Raw genomic sequence first — 14,780 nt, 5'->3', positions numbered from 1 at the left:
GCCGAGGACGCGGCTCGCGGAGGGCCGGCGCTTCCAGCGCGACGCCGACATGGGAGGGACCTCCGCCCGGCCCGGCGGGTCCTCGGGTACTTTGGTCCCAGTGCTTCATGGTCCCCGGGACCCGGTGAGCGTCTCAGTGCGGCCACCCCGGCGCACACAAGTCACCGACAGTGCCTGCGTGCACGGAAGCAGAAGTGGAACGTGCTGCCGCATGGGGACAGTGACAACCGATCGCTCCGTGGATCCTTCACGCCGGGACCGCTCCTTCGGGGGCCGCACCCTCCTGATCCGGGCCATCGTGCTCGTGACGGCGGTCCTCGGCCTGAACTACATCGTCTGGCGATGGCTCTTCTCGATCAGCTGGGACGCCTGGTGGATCGCGATCCCGCTGGTCCTGGCGGAGACGTACTCCCTGATCGATTCGCTGCTGTTCGGCTTCACCGTGTGGAGGCTCAAGAGGCGTGAACCCCCGGAGGCACCCGCCGGCCTCACCGTGGACGTCTTCATCACCACCTACAACGAGCCGCTGGACCTCGTCCTGACCACCGCGCGGGCCGCGAAGGCCATCCGCTATCCGCACCAGACCTGGATCCTCGACGACGGCAACCGCGCCGACGTCCGGGCGGCCGCGGAGGCCGAGGGCATCGGCTGGATCACGCGCTCGGCGGACTGGAAGGACATGCCCCGCCATGCCAAGGCCGGCAACCTGAACAACGCGCTCATGTCCACGGACGGCGAGTTCCTCGTCATCCTCGATGCGGACCAGATCCCCGACCCCCTCATCCTGGACCGGACCCTCGGGTACTTCACCAACGAGAAGATGGCCCTGGTCCAGACCCCGCAGGTCTTCGTCAACGTGCCGGACTCGGACCCCCTGGGAAGCCAGGCGCCGCTCTTCTACGGTCCCATCCAGCAGGGCAAGGACGGCTGGAACGCCGCCTTCTTCTGCGGCTCGAACGCCATCATCCGCCGTGAGGCGCTCATGCAGCTCGGGGTCACCCGCTACGTCACGGAGATCGAACTCGCCCTGCACAAGGCGCTCCGGACCTCCGACAAGGTCATCGCGAGGGCCAAGAAGAACCTCGGCGAGGACAACGAGCGGGTGACCGAGGCACTGGACCTGGTGGCGAAGGACCTCCGCCGGGTCCGCCGCCGCCTGCAGAAGGGCCACGGCATCTCCGAGGTGACCTACGAGTTCCAGCAGCGCGTCGTGGCGGTGACCCGCAGCCTGGTCGCCGCGGACATCGCCGCGTTCCACGACGACCTGGCCTCCCTGGCCGACCTCGGCATCGAAGGCCTGGAGCCCGGGCTGCAGGGCGCAGCGGCGAGCACCCCCGCCCTCGCCGTCGTCGACGACACCGCCCTCGACCAGCTGGCCCAGCGCTCCTGGTCCCCGCTCGCGGCGATCGACGCCGTCCGCGTCCTCATCGAGTCGGTCAGCGCGGAGCGCACCGGCGAGGCGCAGGCCGTCATGCCGATGGCCACCATCTCCGTCACCGAGGACATGGCCACGTGCATGCGGCTGCACTCCCTGGGCTGGGAGTCCGCCTACCATCACGAGAAGCTCGCCGACGGGCTCGCACCCGAGGACCTCAGCTCCATGCTGACCCAGCGGCTGCGCTGGGCGCAGGGCACCATCCAGGTGCTGTTCCGCGAGAACCCGTTCGCGCAGAAGGGCCTGACGTTCGCCCAGAAGCTCATGTACGGGGCCACGATGTGGAGCTACCTCTCCGGGTTCGCCGCGATCATCTACATCGCCGCGCCCATCATCTACCTCCTCTTCGGCATCCTCCCGGTGGACTCCATCAGCACCGAGTTCTTCCTGCGGCTGATCCCGTTCCTCGTGGTCAACCAGCTCCTGTTCCTCGTGGTCGGGAAGGGCGTGAGGACGTGGCGCGGCCAGCAGTACTCCCTCGCCCTGTTCCCCGTCTGGATCCGATCCATCACCTCGGCCTTCGGCAACGTCTACCTGGGCCGCGACCTGGACTTCGCCGTGACGCCGAAGACCCTGCAGCAGGACGACACGCTGCGCTGGGACCTCGTGAAGCCGCAGCTGTGGGCGATGGGCCTGCTGGCCGGAGCGACGGTCGTCGGCATCATCCGCCTGGCCCTCGGGCAGGCGGACATCCTCGGGACGTCCGTCAACATCGTGTGGGTGATCTTCGACCTCGTCATCTTCAGCGTCGTCATCGAGGCCGTCCGCTACCGCGGGTACGAGCACTACCAGGCGGACATCGCCACGGCGAAGGCCCGGCAGGCCGCGCAGGGCGCCGGGAGCTAGCTCCGGCCCCGCCAGAGACGCCGCCAGAACGAGGTCGGGGGCTGGACCGGCGGGGACTGGGCCTCGGCGGCACGGCGGGCCGCCTCCCGGCGGTCGCGCCAGCGCTGCACCTCGGCGTCCACGTCGCGGAGCGGAGTGATCACGGGTGGACCGCCGAGGAGCTGGCGCCGGGCGTCGACCACCCGGTGGTTGAAGTCCTCCAGGACCTCGCGGACCTGGCGCTCGGTGTACTGGCGGTCGAGCCGGGCGTCGAGTTCGGCGTCCTCCGTGCGCAGCAGGATGGCGCGGGGGCCGAGGCCGGTGATGTTCTCGCGCTGGATCAGGCCCTTGACCCACCAGTCCGGATCGTGCGCCTCCCCCAGCCCGGGGATCGGCTTGCCCGCGAGGGCCAGGTTGTCGAAGTCGCCGCGCGCCACGGCGCGATCCACGATGAGCCGGGCCCGCCTGGTCTCGTCCTCGCCCCGGCGCAGCGGCGCCATCTCCCCGTCCGCCTCACCGCCGTCGTCGTTCTGGCGTTCCAGTTCGGCCATGGCGGCGCCCTCGTCGCCCTGGGCAGCACGGTACTGGGCTGCCTTGCGCAGCCTCTCCTCGTGGTCCTGTGACCCGCCCATGCCGCTGCCCTCCCTCGCCCGTGCCGTCCCTCCAGTATTCCGACGCGCCGAATCCGGCCGCAACCGATTCCCCTGCGGACGAACGGGCGCCGCGGCACTCCCGCAGTCGGGAACGACGACGGCGGGCCACCCCCGGGAGGGCGACCCGCACGAAGGGCGTGCTAGACGAGCCAGGCCGTCGTGTCGCCCGGCAGCCTGCCGTCCTCGAGCGGCGAACTGCTCAGCAGCACCCTGCCCTCGGGCAGGTCCACCGGCGTCGACCCGAAGTTGGTCACGGAGCGCCAGCCGTTCGGGCGCGTGAAGTGGAGGACGTCGGCGGAGGGCTCGTCGACCCACGCGAAGTCCTCCTCGCCCTGCAGTTCGCGGCGCAGGGCGAGCGCGCGGCGGTAGAAGCTGAGGTGGGAGGCGGGGTCCGCCTCCTGCACCTCGACGGCGTACTCGCCGAACCACGCCGGCTGCGGCAGGTGCGCACCCTGGAACCCGAAGCCGAAGGACTCGCCGTCGCGCGTCCACGGCAGCGGGACGCGGCAGCCGTCACGGCCCACGTCGACGCCCGCGTTGCGGAAGAACGTGGGGTCCTGCCGGTGCTCGTCGGGGATGTCCGCGACCTCGTGCAGGCCGAGCTCCTCGCCCTGGTACAGGTAGGCGGAGCCGGGCAGGGCGAGCATGAGCTGGGAGACGGCGCGGGCCCGACGCTCGCCGAGCGCGTGGTCCAGCGCGGGCTCCTGGCCGCCGCTCATGAGCCAGGCCGAGCCGTCCTGGCCGTCCTCGCTGTCGGCGCCGGCGGGCGGCAGGCCGTAGCGCGTGGCATGCCGGACGACGTCGTGGTTGGAGAAGACCCAGGTGGACGATGCGCCCGAGGAGGTCGCCTCGGCGAGGTTCTTGGTGATGATGTCGCGGAACTGGCCGGGGTTCCAGTCGGCCTTGAGGAGGTCGAAGTTGAACGCCTGGCCGAGCCCCTCGGGGCTCGCGTAGCGGGCGCGGCGGTCGGCGTGGACCCACGCCTCGGCCACGGCGGTGCGCGGCGGCGTGTACTCGTTGAACACCCGGCGCCATTCGGCGAAGACCTCGTGGACCTCGTCGCGGTCCCAGAAGGGGTGCTTGCCCTGGTTGTTCCCGCCCTCGGGGCCGAGGTCGGCCTTGGACGGCAGCGGCTCGCTCATGTCCTTGGTGAGGGCGTGGGCCACGTCCACGCGGAAGCCGTCGACGCCACGGTCGGACCAGAAGCGGAGGGTCTTCAGGAAGTCGTCGCGGACCTCGCGGTTGTCCCAGTTCAGGTCCGGCTGCTCCCGGGCGAAGATGTGCATGTACCACTGCCCGTCCTCCGTGCGCTCCCAGGCGGGACCGCCGAACACGGAGTCCCAGTCCGACGGCGGCTCCGAGCCGTCGGGGCCCTTGCCGTCGTGGAAGATGTAGCGGTCACGGGCGGCGGACCCCTTCGGCGAGGCGAGGGCCTCCCGGAACCACTCGTGGCGGTCGGAGGTGTGGTTCGGGACGATGTCCGCGACGAGCTTGATGCCCGCGGCGTGCAGGGCGGCGATCATCTCGTCGAAGTCCTCGAGCGTGCCGAGCTTGGGGTCGACGTCCCGGTAGTCGTCGACGTCGTACCCGCCGTCGGCGAGCGCGGACGGGTAGAAGGGGCTGAGCCAGACGGCGTCCACGCCGAGCGACTTCAGGTACGGGATGCGGGACGTGATGCCCTTGAGGTCGCCGATGCCGTCGCCGTTGGAATCGGCGAAGCTCCGGGGGTAGATCTGGTAGACGGCGGCCTGGCGCCACCAGTCCGGGTCCTGCATGCGCTCCGCGAGCGCCTCGGCGGGCAGCTCGGTGGCGGCGTCCACGGCGGAGTCGACGTCGGGATTGACGGTGGAAGTCACGAAGGTGGTTCCCTTTCGTTGGTCGGTCGGTGGGGCTACTTCGAGGATCCGCGCATCACGCCGGAGATGACCCAGCGCTGCGCGAAGATGTACACGATCAACAACGGTGCCATTGCCATGAGGTAGGAGGCGAATGCCACCGAATAGTTCGTATTGAACTGGCCCTGGAAGATGAACTGTGCCAGCGGCAGGGTCTGCGCCGACGGGTCGGAGAGGATCACCAGCGGCAGCATGAAGTCGTTCCAGGCCCAGAGGCAGGTGAGGATGCCGACGGTCGCGTTCATGGGGCCCAGCAGCGGGAAGATGATGCGCCAGAAGACCGTCCATGTGGTGGCGCCGTCGGTCAGCGCGGCCTCCTCGAGTTCGAGGGGGATGGACCGGATGTAGGCCACGTACACGAAGATGTTGAACGAGAGCCCGTACACCGTGTAGAGCAGGATGAGCCCCAGCTGGTTGTCGAGCCCGAGGATGGCGGTCTGCTTCACCACGGGCAGCATGATGATCGGGAACGGGACGAACAGGGCGGCGATGAAGTAGAGGTAGAGGCCCTTGAAGAACCGCCGGTGGAGGTTGCGGGCGATCGCGTAGGCGACCATGGAGTTGGTCAGGAGCGTCAGCAGCACCGCCCCCACGGTGACCAGCCCGGTGTTGAGCAGGGCCCGGGGGAAGCTCGTGAGCGTCCACGCCTCGGCGAAGTTCTCCCAGCGGGCCGACGTCGGCAGCCCGAACCCCGTGCCGCCGAGCTGGTCCGGCGTCTTCAGCGCCGTCACCACGGTGAAATAGAGCGGGATCAGCACCGTGAGGGCGCAGACCGCGACGAGCGCCGTCAGCCACCAGTTCACGCTGCGGCGGTCGGGGCGGTAGACCGGCCCGACGTCGTCGGGCCGGGGGGTGTCGACGAGCACGGGGCCCGCGGATTGCGATGTGGCAGTCATCAGAACGAGGCCTCCCTGCGCTGCAGGATGCGCAGCTGGATGAATGAGATGGCGATGATCACGAACAGGTAGATCACGGCGTTGGCGGTCTGGTAGCCGTACTCCCCGCCCTGGAAGCCTCCGCGGTAAATCAGCACGGAGATGGATTCGGTCGAGGTCCCCGGCCCGCCCGCCGTCAGCGAGATGATCTGGTCGAACACCTGCAGGAAGTTCTTGAGGCTCAGCACCATGTTGATGGTGAAGAACGCGCCGATCATCGGGAAGGTGATCGAGGTGAACTGCTTCCACGGGGAGGCGCCGTCGAGGGCAGCCGCCTCGTAGAGCTCGGTCGGGATGGTCTGCAGCCCGGCGAGGTAGATGATGATGTTGAACGCCGCCGCCTGCCACACGGACAGGATCACGACGCCGATCCAGGCCGTGTCCGGGCTCGCGAGGATGCTCGTGGTCAGGGAGGTGATGCCCAGGGCCTCGGCGATCGCCGGGACCGAGTTCGAGAACAGGTAGTTGAAGACGTACCCGACGATCAGGATGGACAGGATGTTCGGGATGAAGAAGATCCCGCGGAACCCGGTCTTGAAGCGGATCCTGCCGTTGAGGGCGATCGCCACCGCGAGCGCGATGATGTTCACCGCGATCGTGGACACGATCGCGAACAGGAACGTGAACCCGTAGGCGCCGTAGATGCGGTCGTCGCCGAACAGGTTGGCGTAGTTCTGCAGGCCCACGAAGGACCATTCGCCGTACCCGGCGTAGTTGGTCAGGCTGAAGAACATGCCCGTGAGCAGCGGCAGCGTGTGGAACACGGCGAACAGCGCCACCGCGGGGAGGACCATCAGGTAGAAGACCCGCGGCACCCGCCGGTCCTGCCGCAGCGCGGGAGGTGGCGTGCCCGGGCGGGCGGGTCGGCTCACGTCGGTGCTCATGTCAGTCCTTCTCGTTGGGGATGGTGCGGGCGGCGATCTTGCTCCACTCGCGGTCCATGACGGACAGGAAGTCCTCCACCGATCCGCCGAGGGCCAGCTCCTGCAGGTACTGCGGGAGGGGCAGGCTCGCGGGCAGCTGGTGGTCGATGAACCCGATGATCCGGTTGTCGTCGAAGTACGGCGCGAGGCCGGCCAGGGCCGGGTCGGTGGTCTCGGCGCCGGTGGCCAGGGGGGAGAACGCGCTCTGGTCCTCCGCGTACTGCTGCACCACCTCCGGTGACATGAGGAACTCGACGAACCGCCTGGCCTCCTCGGGATGCTCGGTGTCGCGTCCCACCGACACGGCGACGTCGACGCCGGACACGACGACGGTGTCCTCCGGCGAGTTCGTGGCCGGGTAGGGGAAGGAGCCGATGTTGGCGTCCGGGTTCGAGGCACGGATCGCGGGGATGGCGTAGCTCCCCTGCATGTACATCGCGGACTCCCCCGCCCCGAACGCCGCGTTGCCTGCGTTGTAGTCGCGGCTGGCGGCGCCGTCCTGCCCGAAACCGTACAGCGTCGTCAGCTTCTCCATGGCTTCCGGGTAGTCCTGGGAGAAGGACACCTCCCCCGATGCCACGTCCAGTCCCTCGGCGCGGAGCCGGTCGAAGAAGCCCTCCGGCTGGAGGGCCCCGCCGAGGTTCACGAACGCGGGGCTCACCGTCCAGGCGTCCTTGAGGGTGGTGTAGAACGGCGTGACGCCGGCGTCCTCGAAGGTCTGCGCCGCCGCCAGCAGTTCGTCCCAGGTGGTCGGGACCTCGACGCCGTGCTGCTCGAAGAGGTCCTTGTTGTAGAGGATGCCGCTCGCGTTGTTCGAGAAGGGCACCGCGTTCACCTCGTCGGCGCTGCAGGAACCGAGGTCGCCGATGATGTCGCCGACCGCCGGCCGGACCTGCTCGACGACCGGGAGGTCCGAGAGGTCCGCGAACACGCACGCCTCGGCGAGCTCGCCGTACCGCCCGTTCCCGTTGAGCGTCAGGACGTCCGGCGTCTTGTCCTTCACGAGCAGCGTGCGGATCGCGGTGTCGGCGTCGGGGACGTGGTTCTGCACCACCCGGATGCCGGGATTCGCCGCCTCGAACCGGTCGATGATGGCACCGAAGTCCGCCACCGCCTCGGGTTTGAACTGGAAGAAGTCCAGCGTGACGACGTCGTCCTGGGGGGCGCAGGCGGACAGGACCAGCGCCAGGGCCGTCCCTCCGGCCAGGCATCGGACGGCTCGCAGCGCGGGGCCGGGGGGAAGCTTCACAACAGGCTCTCCTTCGTGCGGTGTGATGGGTGGCCGCAGGCTGGACAACCCTCGAGCGACACGAGTTATTTTTACGACAGAAATAACAACTGTGTCAACCGTCACCTTCGACTCGTTTCTTCCCGACGCCGCTCCACTGGAGGGCGTCCGCGTTACCCCTTTACCTATACTTTGGAAATAACTACTCCCTCCGGAACGGAAGCCCATGGACGCGGTCACGTCGCTCGCCCCCTCCAGCCCCGCCCGGGCGCTGGCGCGCGAGGTCCTGATCCACGGCCCCATCTCCCGCGGGGACCTCGCGAGACGGCTCGGTCTGTCGGTCGCCAGCCTCACCCGGCTCAGCAAACCGCTCCTCGACGCGGGAGTGCTCCGTGAGTCGGAGGAGGCCGGGGCCGCCTCGATCGGGCGCCCCGTCCGGCCCCTCGAGATCAGCCCTGACGCGCACCGCTTCGTGGGCATCAAGCTCACCGGTGACACCGCCTCGGCGGTCGCCACGAACCTCAAGGCCGACGTCGTCGGGGCCGGCGAGCGCGCGCTGCCGGGGCACGCCGTGGAGGACGTGGTCGGCGCCATCGTCGACGCCGTGGCCGGCCTCGGCGCGATCGACCGGTTCAGCGGCATCGGCATCAGCATCGGGGGCAGGGTCAACGCCGATTCCTCCGTGCTGCGCGCGCCCTTCCTCGGCTGGCGCGACGTCCCCCTCGCCCACCTCGTGCAGCAGCGGACGGGATTGCCCGTCGTCGTCGAGAACGACGTCGTGGCCCTCACCATCGCGGAGCAGTGGTTCGGTGCCGGGCGCGGCGAGAAGGACTTCGCCGTCCTGACGGTCGGCGCCGGCGTGGGCTACGGGCTCGTCATCAACGACGTCGTCATCGCCCCGCCGGACGCCGGACTGGGCCTCGTGGGGCACTATCCGCTCGATCCCAACGGGCCGCGCTGCATGGAGGGCCACCGCGGCTGCTCGTCGGCCGTCCTCACCATCCCGGCCATCTGCTCCCAGTTCGCGGCCTCCACCGGTGAGCAGCGCTCCTACGAGGAGATCCTCGCGCTCGCGGGCCAGGGGCATCCGGTGGCGGGCAGCGTGGTGGAGGCCGCCGGTGCCGCCCTCGGCCTGCTGGTGTCCGCCGTCGCGAACCTGACGATGGTGGAGCTCGTCATCCTCTCCGGCGAGGGCATGGACCTCGCCGACGCCGCCGGCCCCTCGCTGCATGCCGCGATCGACTACTACCGGGACCCGGAGGCGTCCCCCGTCCGGCTGCGCCGGCAGCCGACCGACTTCGCGCAGTGGGCACGCGGGGCCGCCGCCGTCGTCATCCAACGCACCATCCTCGGGACCCTGCGCTGACGCGCGCCGCGCCCGGCACGGAATTATTCAGCACCCTGATGAATTGCACCGGGTATGACTACTATCGCGATCATCGGAGCAGGACGCGGCCTCGGCGCCGCAGTGGCACGTCGTTTCGGAGTGGAGGGCTTCTCGGTCGCCCTCATCTCCCGGAGCCAGGGCAAGATGGACGCCCTCGCCGAGGACCTCGGCAAGGAGGGCATCCAGGCCCGTGGCTTCGCCGCGGACGTCCGGAGCCCGGAATCGCTCGCCGCCGCCCTCGAAGCGGCGACCGAGACCCTCGGCCCCATCGAGGTGCTGCAGTACAGCCCCCTCCCGCAGAAGGACTTCATGCGGCCCGTCCTCGAGACCACGCCGGCGGACCTCGTGGGCCCGGTGGAGTTCTCCATCTACGGCCCCGTGGCCGCCGTGCACCAGGTCCTGCCCGGCATGCGGTTCCTCGGCGAGAACCGGGGCACCATCCTCTTCATCAACGGCGGCTCGGCCGTGAAGCCGGGCCGTTCCGTGACCGGCACCTCCGTGGCCTTCGCCGGCCAGGCCGCCTACGCGCAACTGCTGCACGAGGTGCTCGGCGAGGAGGGCATCCACGTCTCGCAGCTGATCATCGGCGGCCGCATCATCGAGGGTGATCCGGAGAAGGACCCGACCGTCCTCGCGGACGTCATCTGGGGCCTCCACGCCCGGCGGGACACCTTCCGCCACCAGATCAGCGCCGACTGACACCTCGCCCGCCTGGGGACACCGACAGCTACCCGGAGGACCGCCATGAAGATCGCACTGCTCGGCGTAGGACGCATGGGCCACGAACTCGGCATGCACCTGCTGCAGGCCGGCCACGAGGTCACGGCCTGGAACCGGACGGCCGGCGCCGTCGACCGCCTGCACCACGCCGGCGCCGCCCGGGCCGGGTCGGCCCAGGCAGCGGTGCAGGACGCCGACGTCGTCATGACGGTCTTCTTCGGACCGGACGCGGTCCGCGAGGTGGTGCTCTCCGGGCTCGGGATCCCGGCCGAGGCCGCCTGGCTGGACATCACCACGGTGTCCCCCGAGGACGCCCGTGAGTTCGCCGACTACGCCGCGGCGGCCGGTGTCCGTTACGTCCACGGGCCCGTGATCGGCAGCCTCGCCCCGGCGCGGGCAGGCACGCTCGGGGTCCTGCTCGGCGGCGCGGCCGGGGATGTCGACGTCGTCGAGCCGCTCGCCGCACTGTGGGGTGATGCGGAGCGCCTGCGCCGCGTGGCGACGCCGTGGGATGCCGCGACCGGCAAGCTGCTCGCCAACCTCGCCCTGGCCGTCACGCTCCAGGGGCTCGTGGAGGCCCTGCGCCTCGGCAGGGCCAACGGGCTCGACGCCGCCGCGGTCCTCGACCTGCTGCAGGGCACGGGGCTGGGTGCCGTCGCCGCGCTGAAGGGGCCGGTCATCACCGGGGGCACCTTCGGCGACACCCAGTTCTCCGCGGATCTGCTCGCCAAGGACGCCCGGCTCATGCTGCGCTCCACGCCCGATCCCCTGCCTGCGGTGACGGCAGTCCTGCAGTCCCTCACCGACGCCCAGCGCGCCGGCGCGGGCGACGACGACATCGCGGTGATCGCGAAGCCCGAACTGGGCTGACCGTGCCGTCCGGCCCGGAAATGCTGTCCGGATGCCGGTGGATCTGGGTACCGTGATCGGTATGGCTATCCCAGATGTCCCCGGTCCCGATTCCAACCACCAGCGTCCCGACGGCGTCTCCGACCTCACCGTCGAGGCGCTCGGCAAGCTCTCCGAAGCCCTCGAGGTCGCAGAGCACGCCCGCGGCTACCTGTACGGGTTCCACCGCCTCACCGGCAAGGCCGACCTCAACCTCTCCGAGGCCGAAGAGCTGTTCCGCAAGGCCGGCCATCCCGGGATCGCGGACCGGCTCGCCACCGAGATCATCGGCCGCAACGTGATCGAGGGCCGATGGACGTTCCAGATCGTGGAGGACTACGACGACAACTACTTCTCCGCGTTCAAGTCCTTCGAGAAGGAGGCCCGTGACTCCCTCGTCGGGGGCAAGCGCCACCTCTTCGAAGCGGAGATGAAGGAGGAGCGCCGCACCAAGGGCCGGCCACACCACGAGGCGCTGCCGCCCGAAGCCTGAGCAGCCCGCCTCAGCGCCCGGACCGTCCAGGCTCCGGATGGACTCGTCGTGGCCGATCCGGTCCCGGTCGGCGGCACCACCACGGCGTCAACCCCCGCGGTGGTGCGCAAGTGACTGCCGGGATCTCAGTAGACTTCGGATATGTTGCGCTCCGACGACCGACCCCCTGCAGTTCCGTCCCCGGAGCACACCGAGACCCGGACCAGCGGGCCCCAGCACAGCGGGCCCCGCCCCACCGCCGGCAACCCGCTGGATTTCCTCGCCGACCGCGTCGATGCCGCGCGGGGCTCCCTCCCGGGCGCCCTGGCCCTCGCCGGAGAGCTGGGCGCCGCGGTGCCCCTGCCGGGATCGGGCAGGACGGCCCTCACCTGGCAGCTCCTCACCACCCTCGCCGCCACGGACCTCACCGCGGCGCGCGTCGTCGAACCCCACCTCGACGCCCTGGCCATCCTCGACCAGGCCGGGATGGGCCCGCCCCCCGGAGCGGCCGGATCCACCGGCCTGCACGACGGCGCCGGGACGTGGGGCGTGTTCGCGGCGGAGGGCCCCGGCGTCGCACTCACGGCCTCGGAGGGGCCGGACGGCACCTGGACCCTCACGGGCACCAAACCCTGGTGTTCCCTCGCCGACCACCTCGACTCCGCGATCGTCACCGCCCACGTGCGCGAGGGGAGACGCCGGGCCTTCGCCGTGGATCTCCACGCCGAGGGCGTCACGCCGGAGCCCGCCGAGGCCTGGATCAGCCACGGACTCGCGGCGGTGACCAGCTGCTCGGTGCGCTTCGACGCCGTCGTCGCCGTCCCGGTCGGAGAGGCCGACTGGTACCTCACCCGCGACGGCTTCGCGTGGGGCGGGATCGGCGTCGCGGCCTGCTGGTTCGGGGGCGCCCTCGGCGTCGCGCGCACCCTCCTCGCAGCCTCCCGGCACCGCACGCCGGACCAGATCGCGCTCATGCACCTCGGCCGCGTGGACGCCGCCCTGCACGCCACCCGGACGGCACTCGCCGCAGCCGCGCACGCCGTCGACGACGGACGCGCCGGTGGGCAGGACGGCGCCCTGCTCGCGGCCCGCGTGCGCTCCCTGGCGTTCGACTGCGCGGAACGGGTGCTCGAGGCGGCGGCCCACGGGCTCGGCCCGGCGCCCCTGGCCTTCGACGAGCGCCACGCCGCCCGCGTCTCCGACCTGCACCTCTACCTGCGGCAGCACCACGCAGAGCGTGACGACGCCTCGCTGGGCCGGCGCGTGCTCGAGGGAACGCCGCAGGACGGTGCGGCGTGGTGAGCTTCACGCACGACGGCGAGGGGACGCCGGAGAGCCACTGGCGCACCTGGGAGCAGGACCGCGCACCACGCGACCTCCAGGTCGAGGAGCTCTTCGACGGGCGGCTGCCCTCCCGGTTCATCCTCGTCGCCGCGCATCCGGACGACGAGACGCTCGGTGCCGGAGGCCTGCTCTCCCGGCTCGCGCGCGACGGCGTACGGTGCGACGTCGTCGTCCTCAGCGACGGCGAGGCGTCCCACCCGTCCTCGCCCACCTACTCACCGCACCAGCTCGCCGAGCTGCGGCGCAGCGAGGTGACCAGCGCCTTGCAGGTCCTGGCCCCGGCCGCCCGGCTCGTCTTCGAGGGCCTGCCCGACGGCGGGATCACGCCGGAGGACGTCGCGGCGGTCCTGGCCCGCGAGCTCGGCGACGGCGAGACCGCCCGCACCCTGGTGGCCGCACCGTGGCGCCACGACGGACACGCCGACCACGACGCCGTCGGTGCTGCCGTTGCGCGGTTCTGCGGCGACCACGCCATCACGCTGCTCGAATACCCCATCTGGCTCTGGCACTGGGGAACGGCGGAGGAGCAGGCGGAGCAGCTCGCCGACCTGGCGCTGCACCACCTCGGTGCCGACGACCACGCCCGCAAGGGCTCCGCCCTCGCCACCCACGTGTCCCAGACCCTGCCCCTCTCCGACGCGCCGGGCGACGAGGTCCTGCTGACACCCGGCGTCCTCGAGCACTTCGCCCGCAGCTTCGAGTCCTTCTTCGTCACCGCCGTGCCATCGGCCTTCGAGCGCCTGCACCGCGACCGGGCGGATCCGTGGGAGGTCGCCGAGCGGTTCTACGAGCAGCGCAAGCGCGCCCTGACCATCGCCAGCCTGCCGCGGCGCCGCTTCTGCCGCACCCTGGAGATCGGGTCCTCGGTCGGCGCCCTCACGAAGGACCTCGCCGCGGTGTCGGACAACCTGCTGGCGCTCGACACCAGCGAGACGGCGGTACGCCGCACCAACGAGGCGGTCATCCTGCACGCGGCCGCCGTCGCGCGGCTCGCCACCGTCCCGCGGGACTGGCCGCGCGAGGACGGGCCCTTCGACCTGATCGTGCTCTCGGAGACCGGCTACTTCCTGTCCTCGGACCAGCTCGACGACGTCATCCGGCTCATCGGCGCATCGCTCGACGACGACGGCGTGCTGGTCCTGTGCCACTGGCGCCACCCCATCGAGGGCTGGGAGCTCGACGGGGACACCGTCCACCAGCGCGTCCGTGACCGGTCGGGCCTCACCACGCTCTCCCTGCACACCGAGGAGGACTTCCTCCTCGAGGTCCTCGTCCCCGCGCCCGCCGCCTCCGTCGCCCGGCGGGAGGGCCTGGTGTGATCCCCGGCCAGGTGGCCGTCGTCGTCCCCGCCCGCAACGAGGAGGAGCGGCTCGCTGCGTGCCTCGCCTCGCTCGACGCCGCCCGGCTGCACCTCCTGCGCACCGTTCCGCGGATCCTCGTCTCCGTGACCGTGGTCCTCGACCGCTGCACCGACCGGTCGGCCGCCGAAGCACGCACGGTGCCGGGCATCGCCGTGATCGCGGGCAGCTTCGGCTCCGTGGGTGCGGCCCGGGACGCGGGCGCGAGGTTCGCGCTCGCCAAGTCCCGCAGCCTGCCCGTCCGCACCTGGATCGCGAACACCGACGCCGACACCACCGTGCCGCGCGACTGGCTCGTCCGGCACCACCGTCTCGGCAGCGACCACGATCTCGTCCTCGGCACGGTCCGCCCCACCCTGACCCCCGACAACGGCGAACGGTTCCGGCTGTGGTCCGCCGACTACGTGCCCGACGACGGACACCACCACGTCCACGGCGCGAACCTGGGCATCAGGGGAAGCACGTACCAGGAACTCGGCGGCTTCGGGCCGCTGGAGCAGGACGAGGACGTCCGCCTCGTGGAGCGGGCCAAGGCGGCCGGCGCACGATGGACCGCCTCCGGGTCGCTGACCGTCACGACGTCGTCGCGGACGGTCGGCCGGGTCCCGGCGGGCTTCGCCACCTACCTCGGCCTGCTCGGCTGAGGGAAGTCGGCGGCGGTTTTCCGGATTGTCCGCGGCATCTGTTAGACAAGTGGAGTCACGGACAGGCCTTTGC

Annotated in this window: 13 protein-coding genes; 8 read left to right on the top strand and 5 right to left on the bottom strand. The window is 70.8% G+C overall.

Annotated elements, in window-relative coordinates; all coding sequences use genetic code 11:
* Positions 1-211: 211 nt before the first annotated feature.
* A complete protein-coding gene (locus tag MWM45_RS04060) occupies positions 212-2,281 on the top strand; it encodes a glycosyltransferase (RefSeq protein ID WP_418909726.1) in 2,070 nt (689 codons plus the stop codon).
* Here MWM45_RS04060 and MWM45_RS04055 read toward each other — a convergent pair.
* From MWM45_RS04055 to MWM45_RS04035, 5 genes are all read right to left on the bottom strand, one after another.
* Positions 2,278-2,892, bottom strand: coding sequence for a DnaJ family domain-containing protein (locus MWM45_RS04055; protein WP_247828345.1), 615 nt, complete (start codon positions 2,890-2,892; stop codon positions 2,278-2,280). The two genes, MWM45_RS04060 and MWM45_RS04055, sit on opposite strands and share 4 nt — an antisense overlap.
* Positions 2,893-3,053: 161 nt before the next feature.
* Positions 3,054-4,688, bottom strand: a complete 1,635-nt coding sequence (locus MWM45_RS04050) for a glycoside hydrolase family 13 protein (RefSeq protein ID WP_247829121.1) — start codon at positions 4,686-4,688, stop codon at positions 3,054-3,056.
* A 116-nt stretch (positions 4,689-4,804) separates the two neighbouring features.
* The gene (locus MWM45_RS04045) at positions 4,805-5,704 is read right to left on the bottom strand and encodes a carbohydrate ABC transporter permease (RefSeq protein WP_247828344.1); all 900 of its coding nucleotides are present in this window, start codon (positions 5,702-5,704) and stop codon (positions 4,805-4,807) included.
* On the bottom strand, positions 5,704-6,627 hold the full coding sequence (locus tag MWM45_RS04040) for a carbohydrate ABC transporter permease (RefSeq protein WP_082046195.1): 924 nt from the start codon (positions 6,625-6,627) through the stop codon (positions 5,704-5,706). The genes MWM45_RS04045 and MWM45_RS04040 overlap by 1 nt, the downstream gene beginning before the upstream one ends.
* A 1-nt stretch (position 6,628) precedes the next feature.
* Positions 6,629-7,915, bottom strand: a complete 1,287-nt coding sequence (locus tag MWM45_RS04035; protein WP_247828343.1) for an ABC transporter substrate-binding protein — start codon at positions 7,913-7,915, stop codon at positions 6,629-6,631.
* Positions 7,916-8,120: 205 nt separating this feature from the next.
* Between MWM45_RS04035 and MWM45_RS04030 the strand changes: the two genes are divergently transcribed.
* The 7 genes from MWM45_RS04030 to MWM45_RS04000 all read left to right on the top strand — a co-directional run bounded on the left by MWM45_RS04030 (position 8,121) and on the right by MWM45_RS04000 (position 14,707).
* A complete protein-coding gene (locus MWM45_RS04030; protein ID WP_247828342.1) occupies positions 8,121-9,260 on the top strand; it encodes an ROK family transcriptional regulator in 1,140 nt (379 codons plus the stop codon).
* Between the two features lie 54 nt (positions 9,261-9,314).
* The gene (locus tag MWM45_RS04025; protein ID WP_247828341.1) at positions 9,315-9,980 is read left to right on the top strand and encodes an SDR family NAD(P)-dependent oxidoreductase; all 666 of its coding nucleotides are present in this window, start codon (positions 9,315-9,317) and stop codon (positions 9,978-9,980) included.
* A gap of 45 nt (positions 9,981-10,025) precedes the next feature.
* Complete coding sequence (locus tag MWM45_RS04020) at positions 10,026-10,871, top strand: NAD(P)-dependent oxidoreductase (RefSeq protein WP_247828340.1); 846 nt, start codon at positions 10,026-10,028, stop codon at positions 10,869-10,871.
* A gap of 61 nt (positions 10,872-10,932) precedes the next feature.
* Positions 10,933-11,382, top strand: coding sequence for a hypothetical protein (locus MWM45_RS04015; protein WP_247828339.1), 450 nt, complete (start codon positions 10,933-10,935; stop codon positions 11,380-11,382).
* 141 nt (positions 11,383-11,523) lie between these two features.
* Complete coding sequence (locus MWM45_RS04010; protein ID WP_247828338.1) at positions 11,524-12,663, top strand: acyl-CoA dehydrogenase; 1,140 nt, start codon at positions 11,524-11,526, stop codon at positions 12,661-12,663.
* Positions 12,657-14,024 (top strand): PIG-L family deacetylase, encoded by a 1,368-nt coding sequence (locus MWM45_RS04005; protein ID WP_247828337.1) that lies wholly within the window; start codon positions 12,657-12,659, stop codon positions 14,022-14,024. Before MWM45_RS04010 ends, MWM45_RS04005 begins: the two co-directional genes overlap by 7 nt.
* Positions 14,021-14,707, top strand: a complete 687-nt coding sequence (locus MWM45_RS04000; RefSeq protein ID WP_247828336.1) for a glycosyltransferase family 2 protein — start codon at positions 14,021-14,023, stop codon at positions 14,705-14,707. Before MWM45_RS04005 ends, MWM45_RS04000 begins: the two co-directional genes overlap by 4 nt.
* Positions 14,708-14,780 lie beyond the last annotated feature (73 nt).

The organism is Arthrobacter antioxidans (assembly GCF_023100725.1).
Taxonomy (GTDB): Bacteria; Actinomycetota; Actinomycetes; order Actinomycetales; family Micrococcaceae; genus Arthrobacter_D; species Arthrobacter_D antioxidans.
This window is presented reverse-complemented; position numbering and strand designations above follow the sequence as displayed.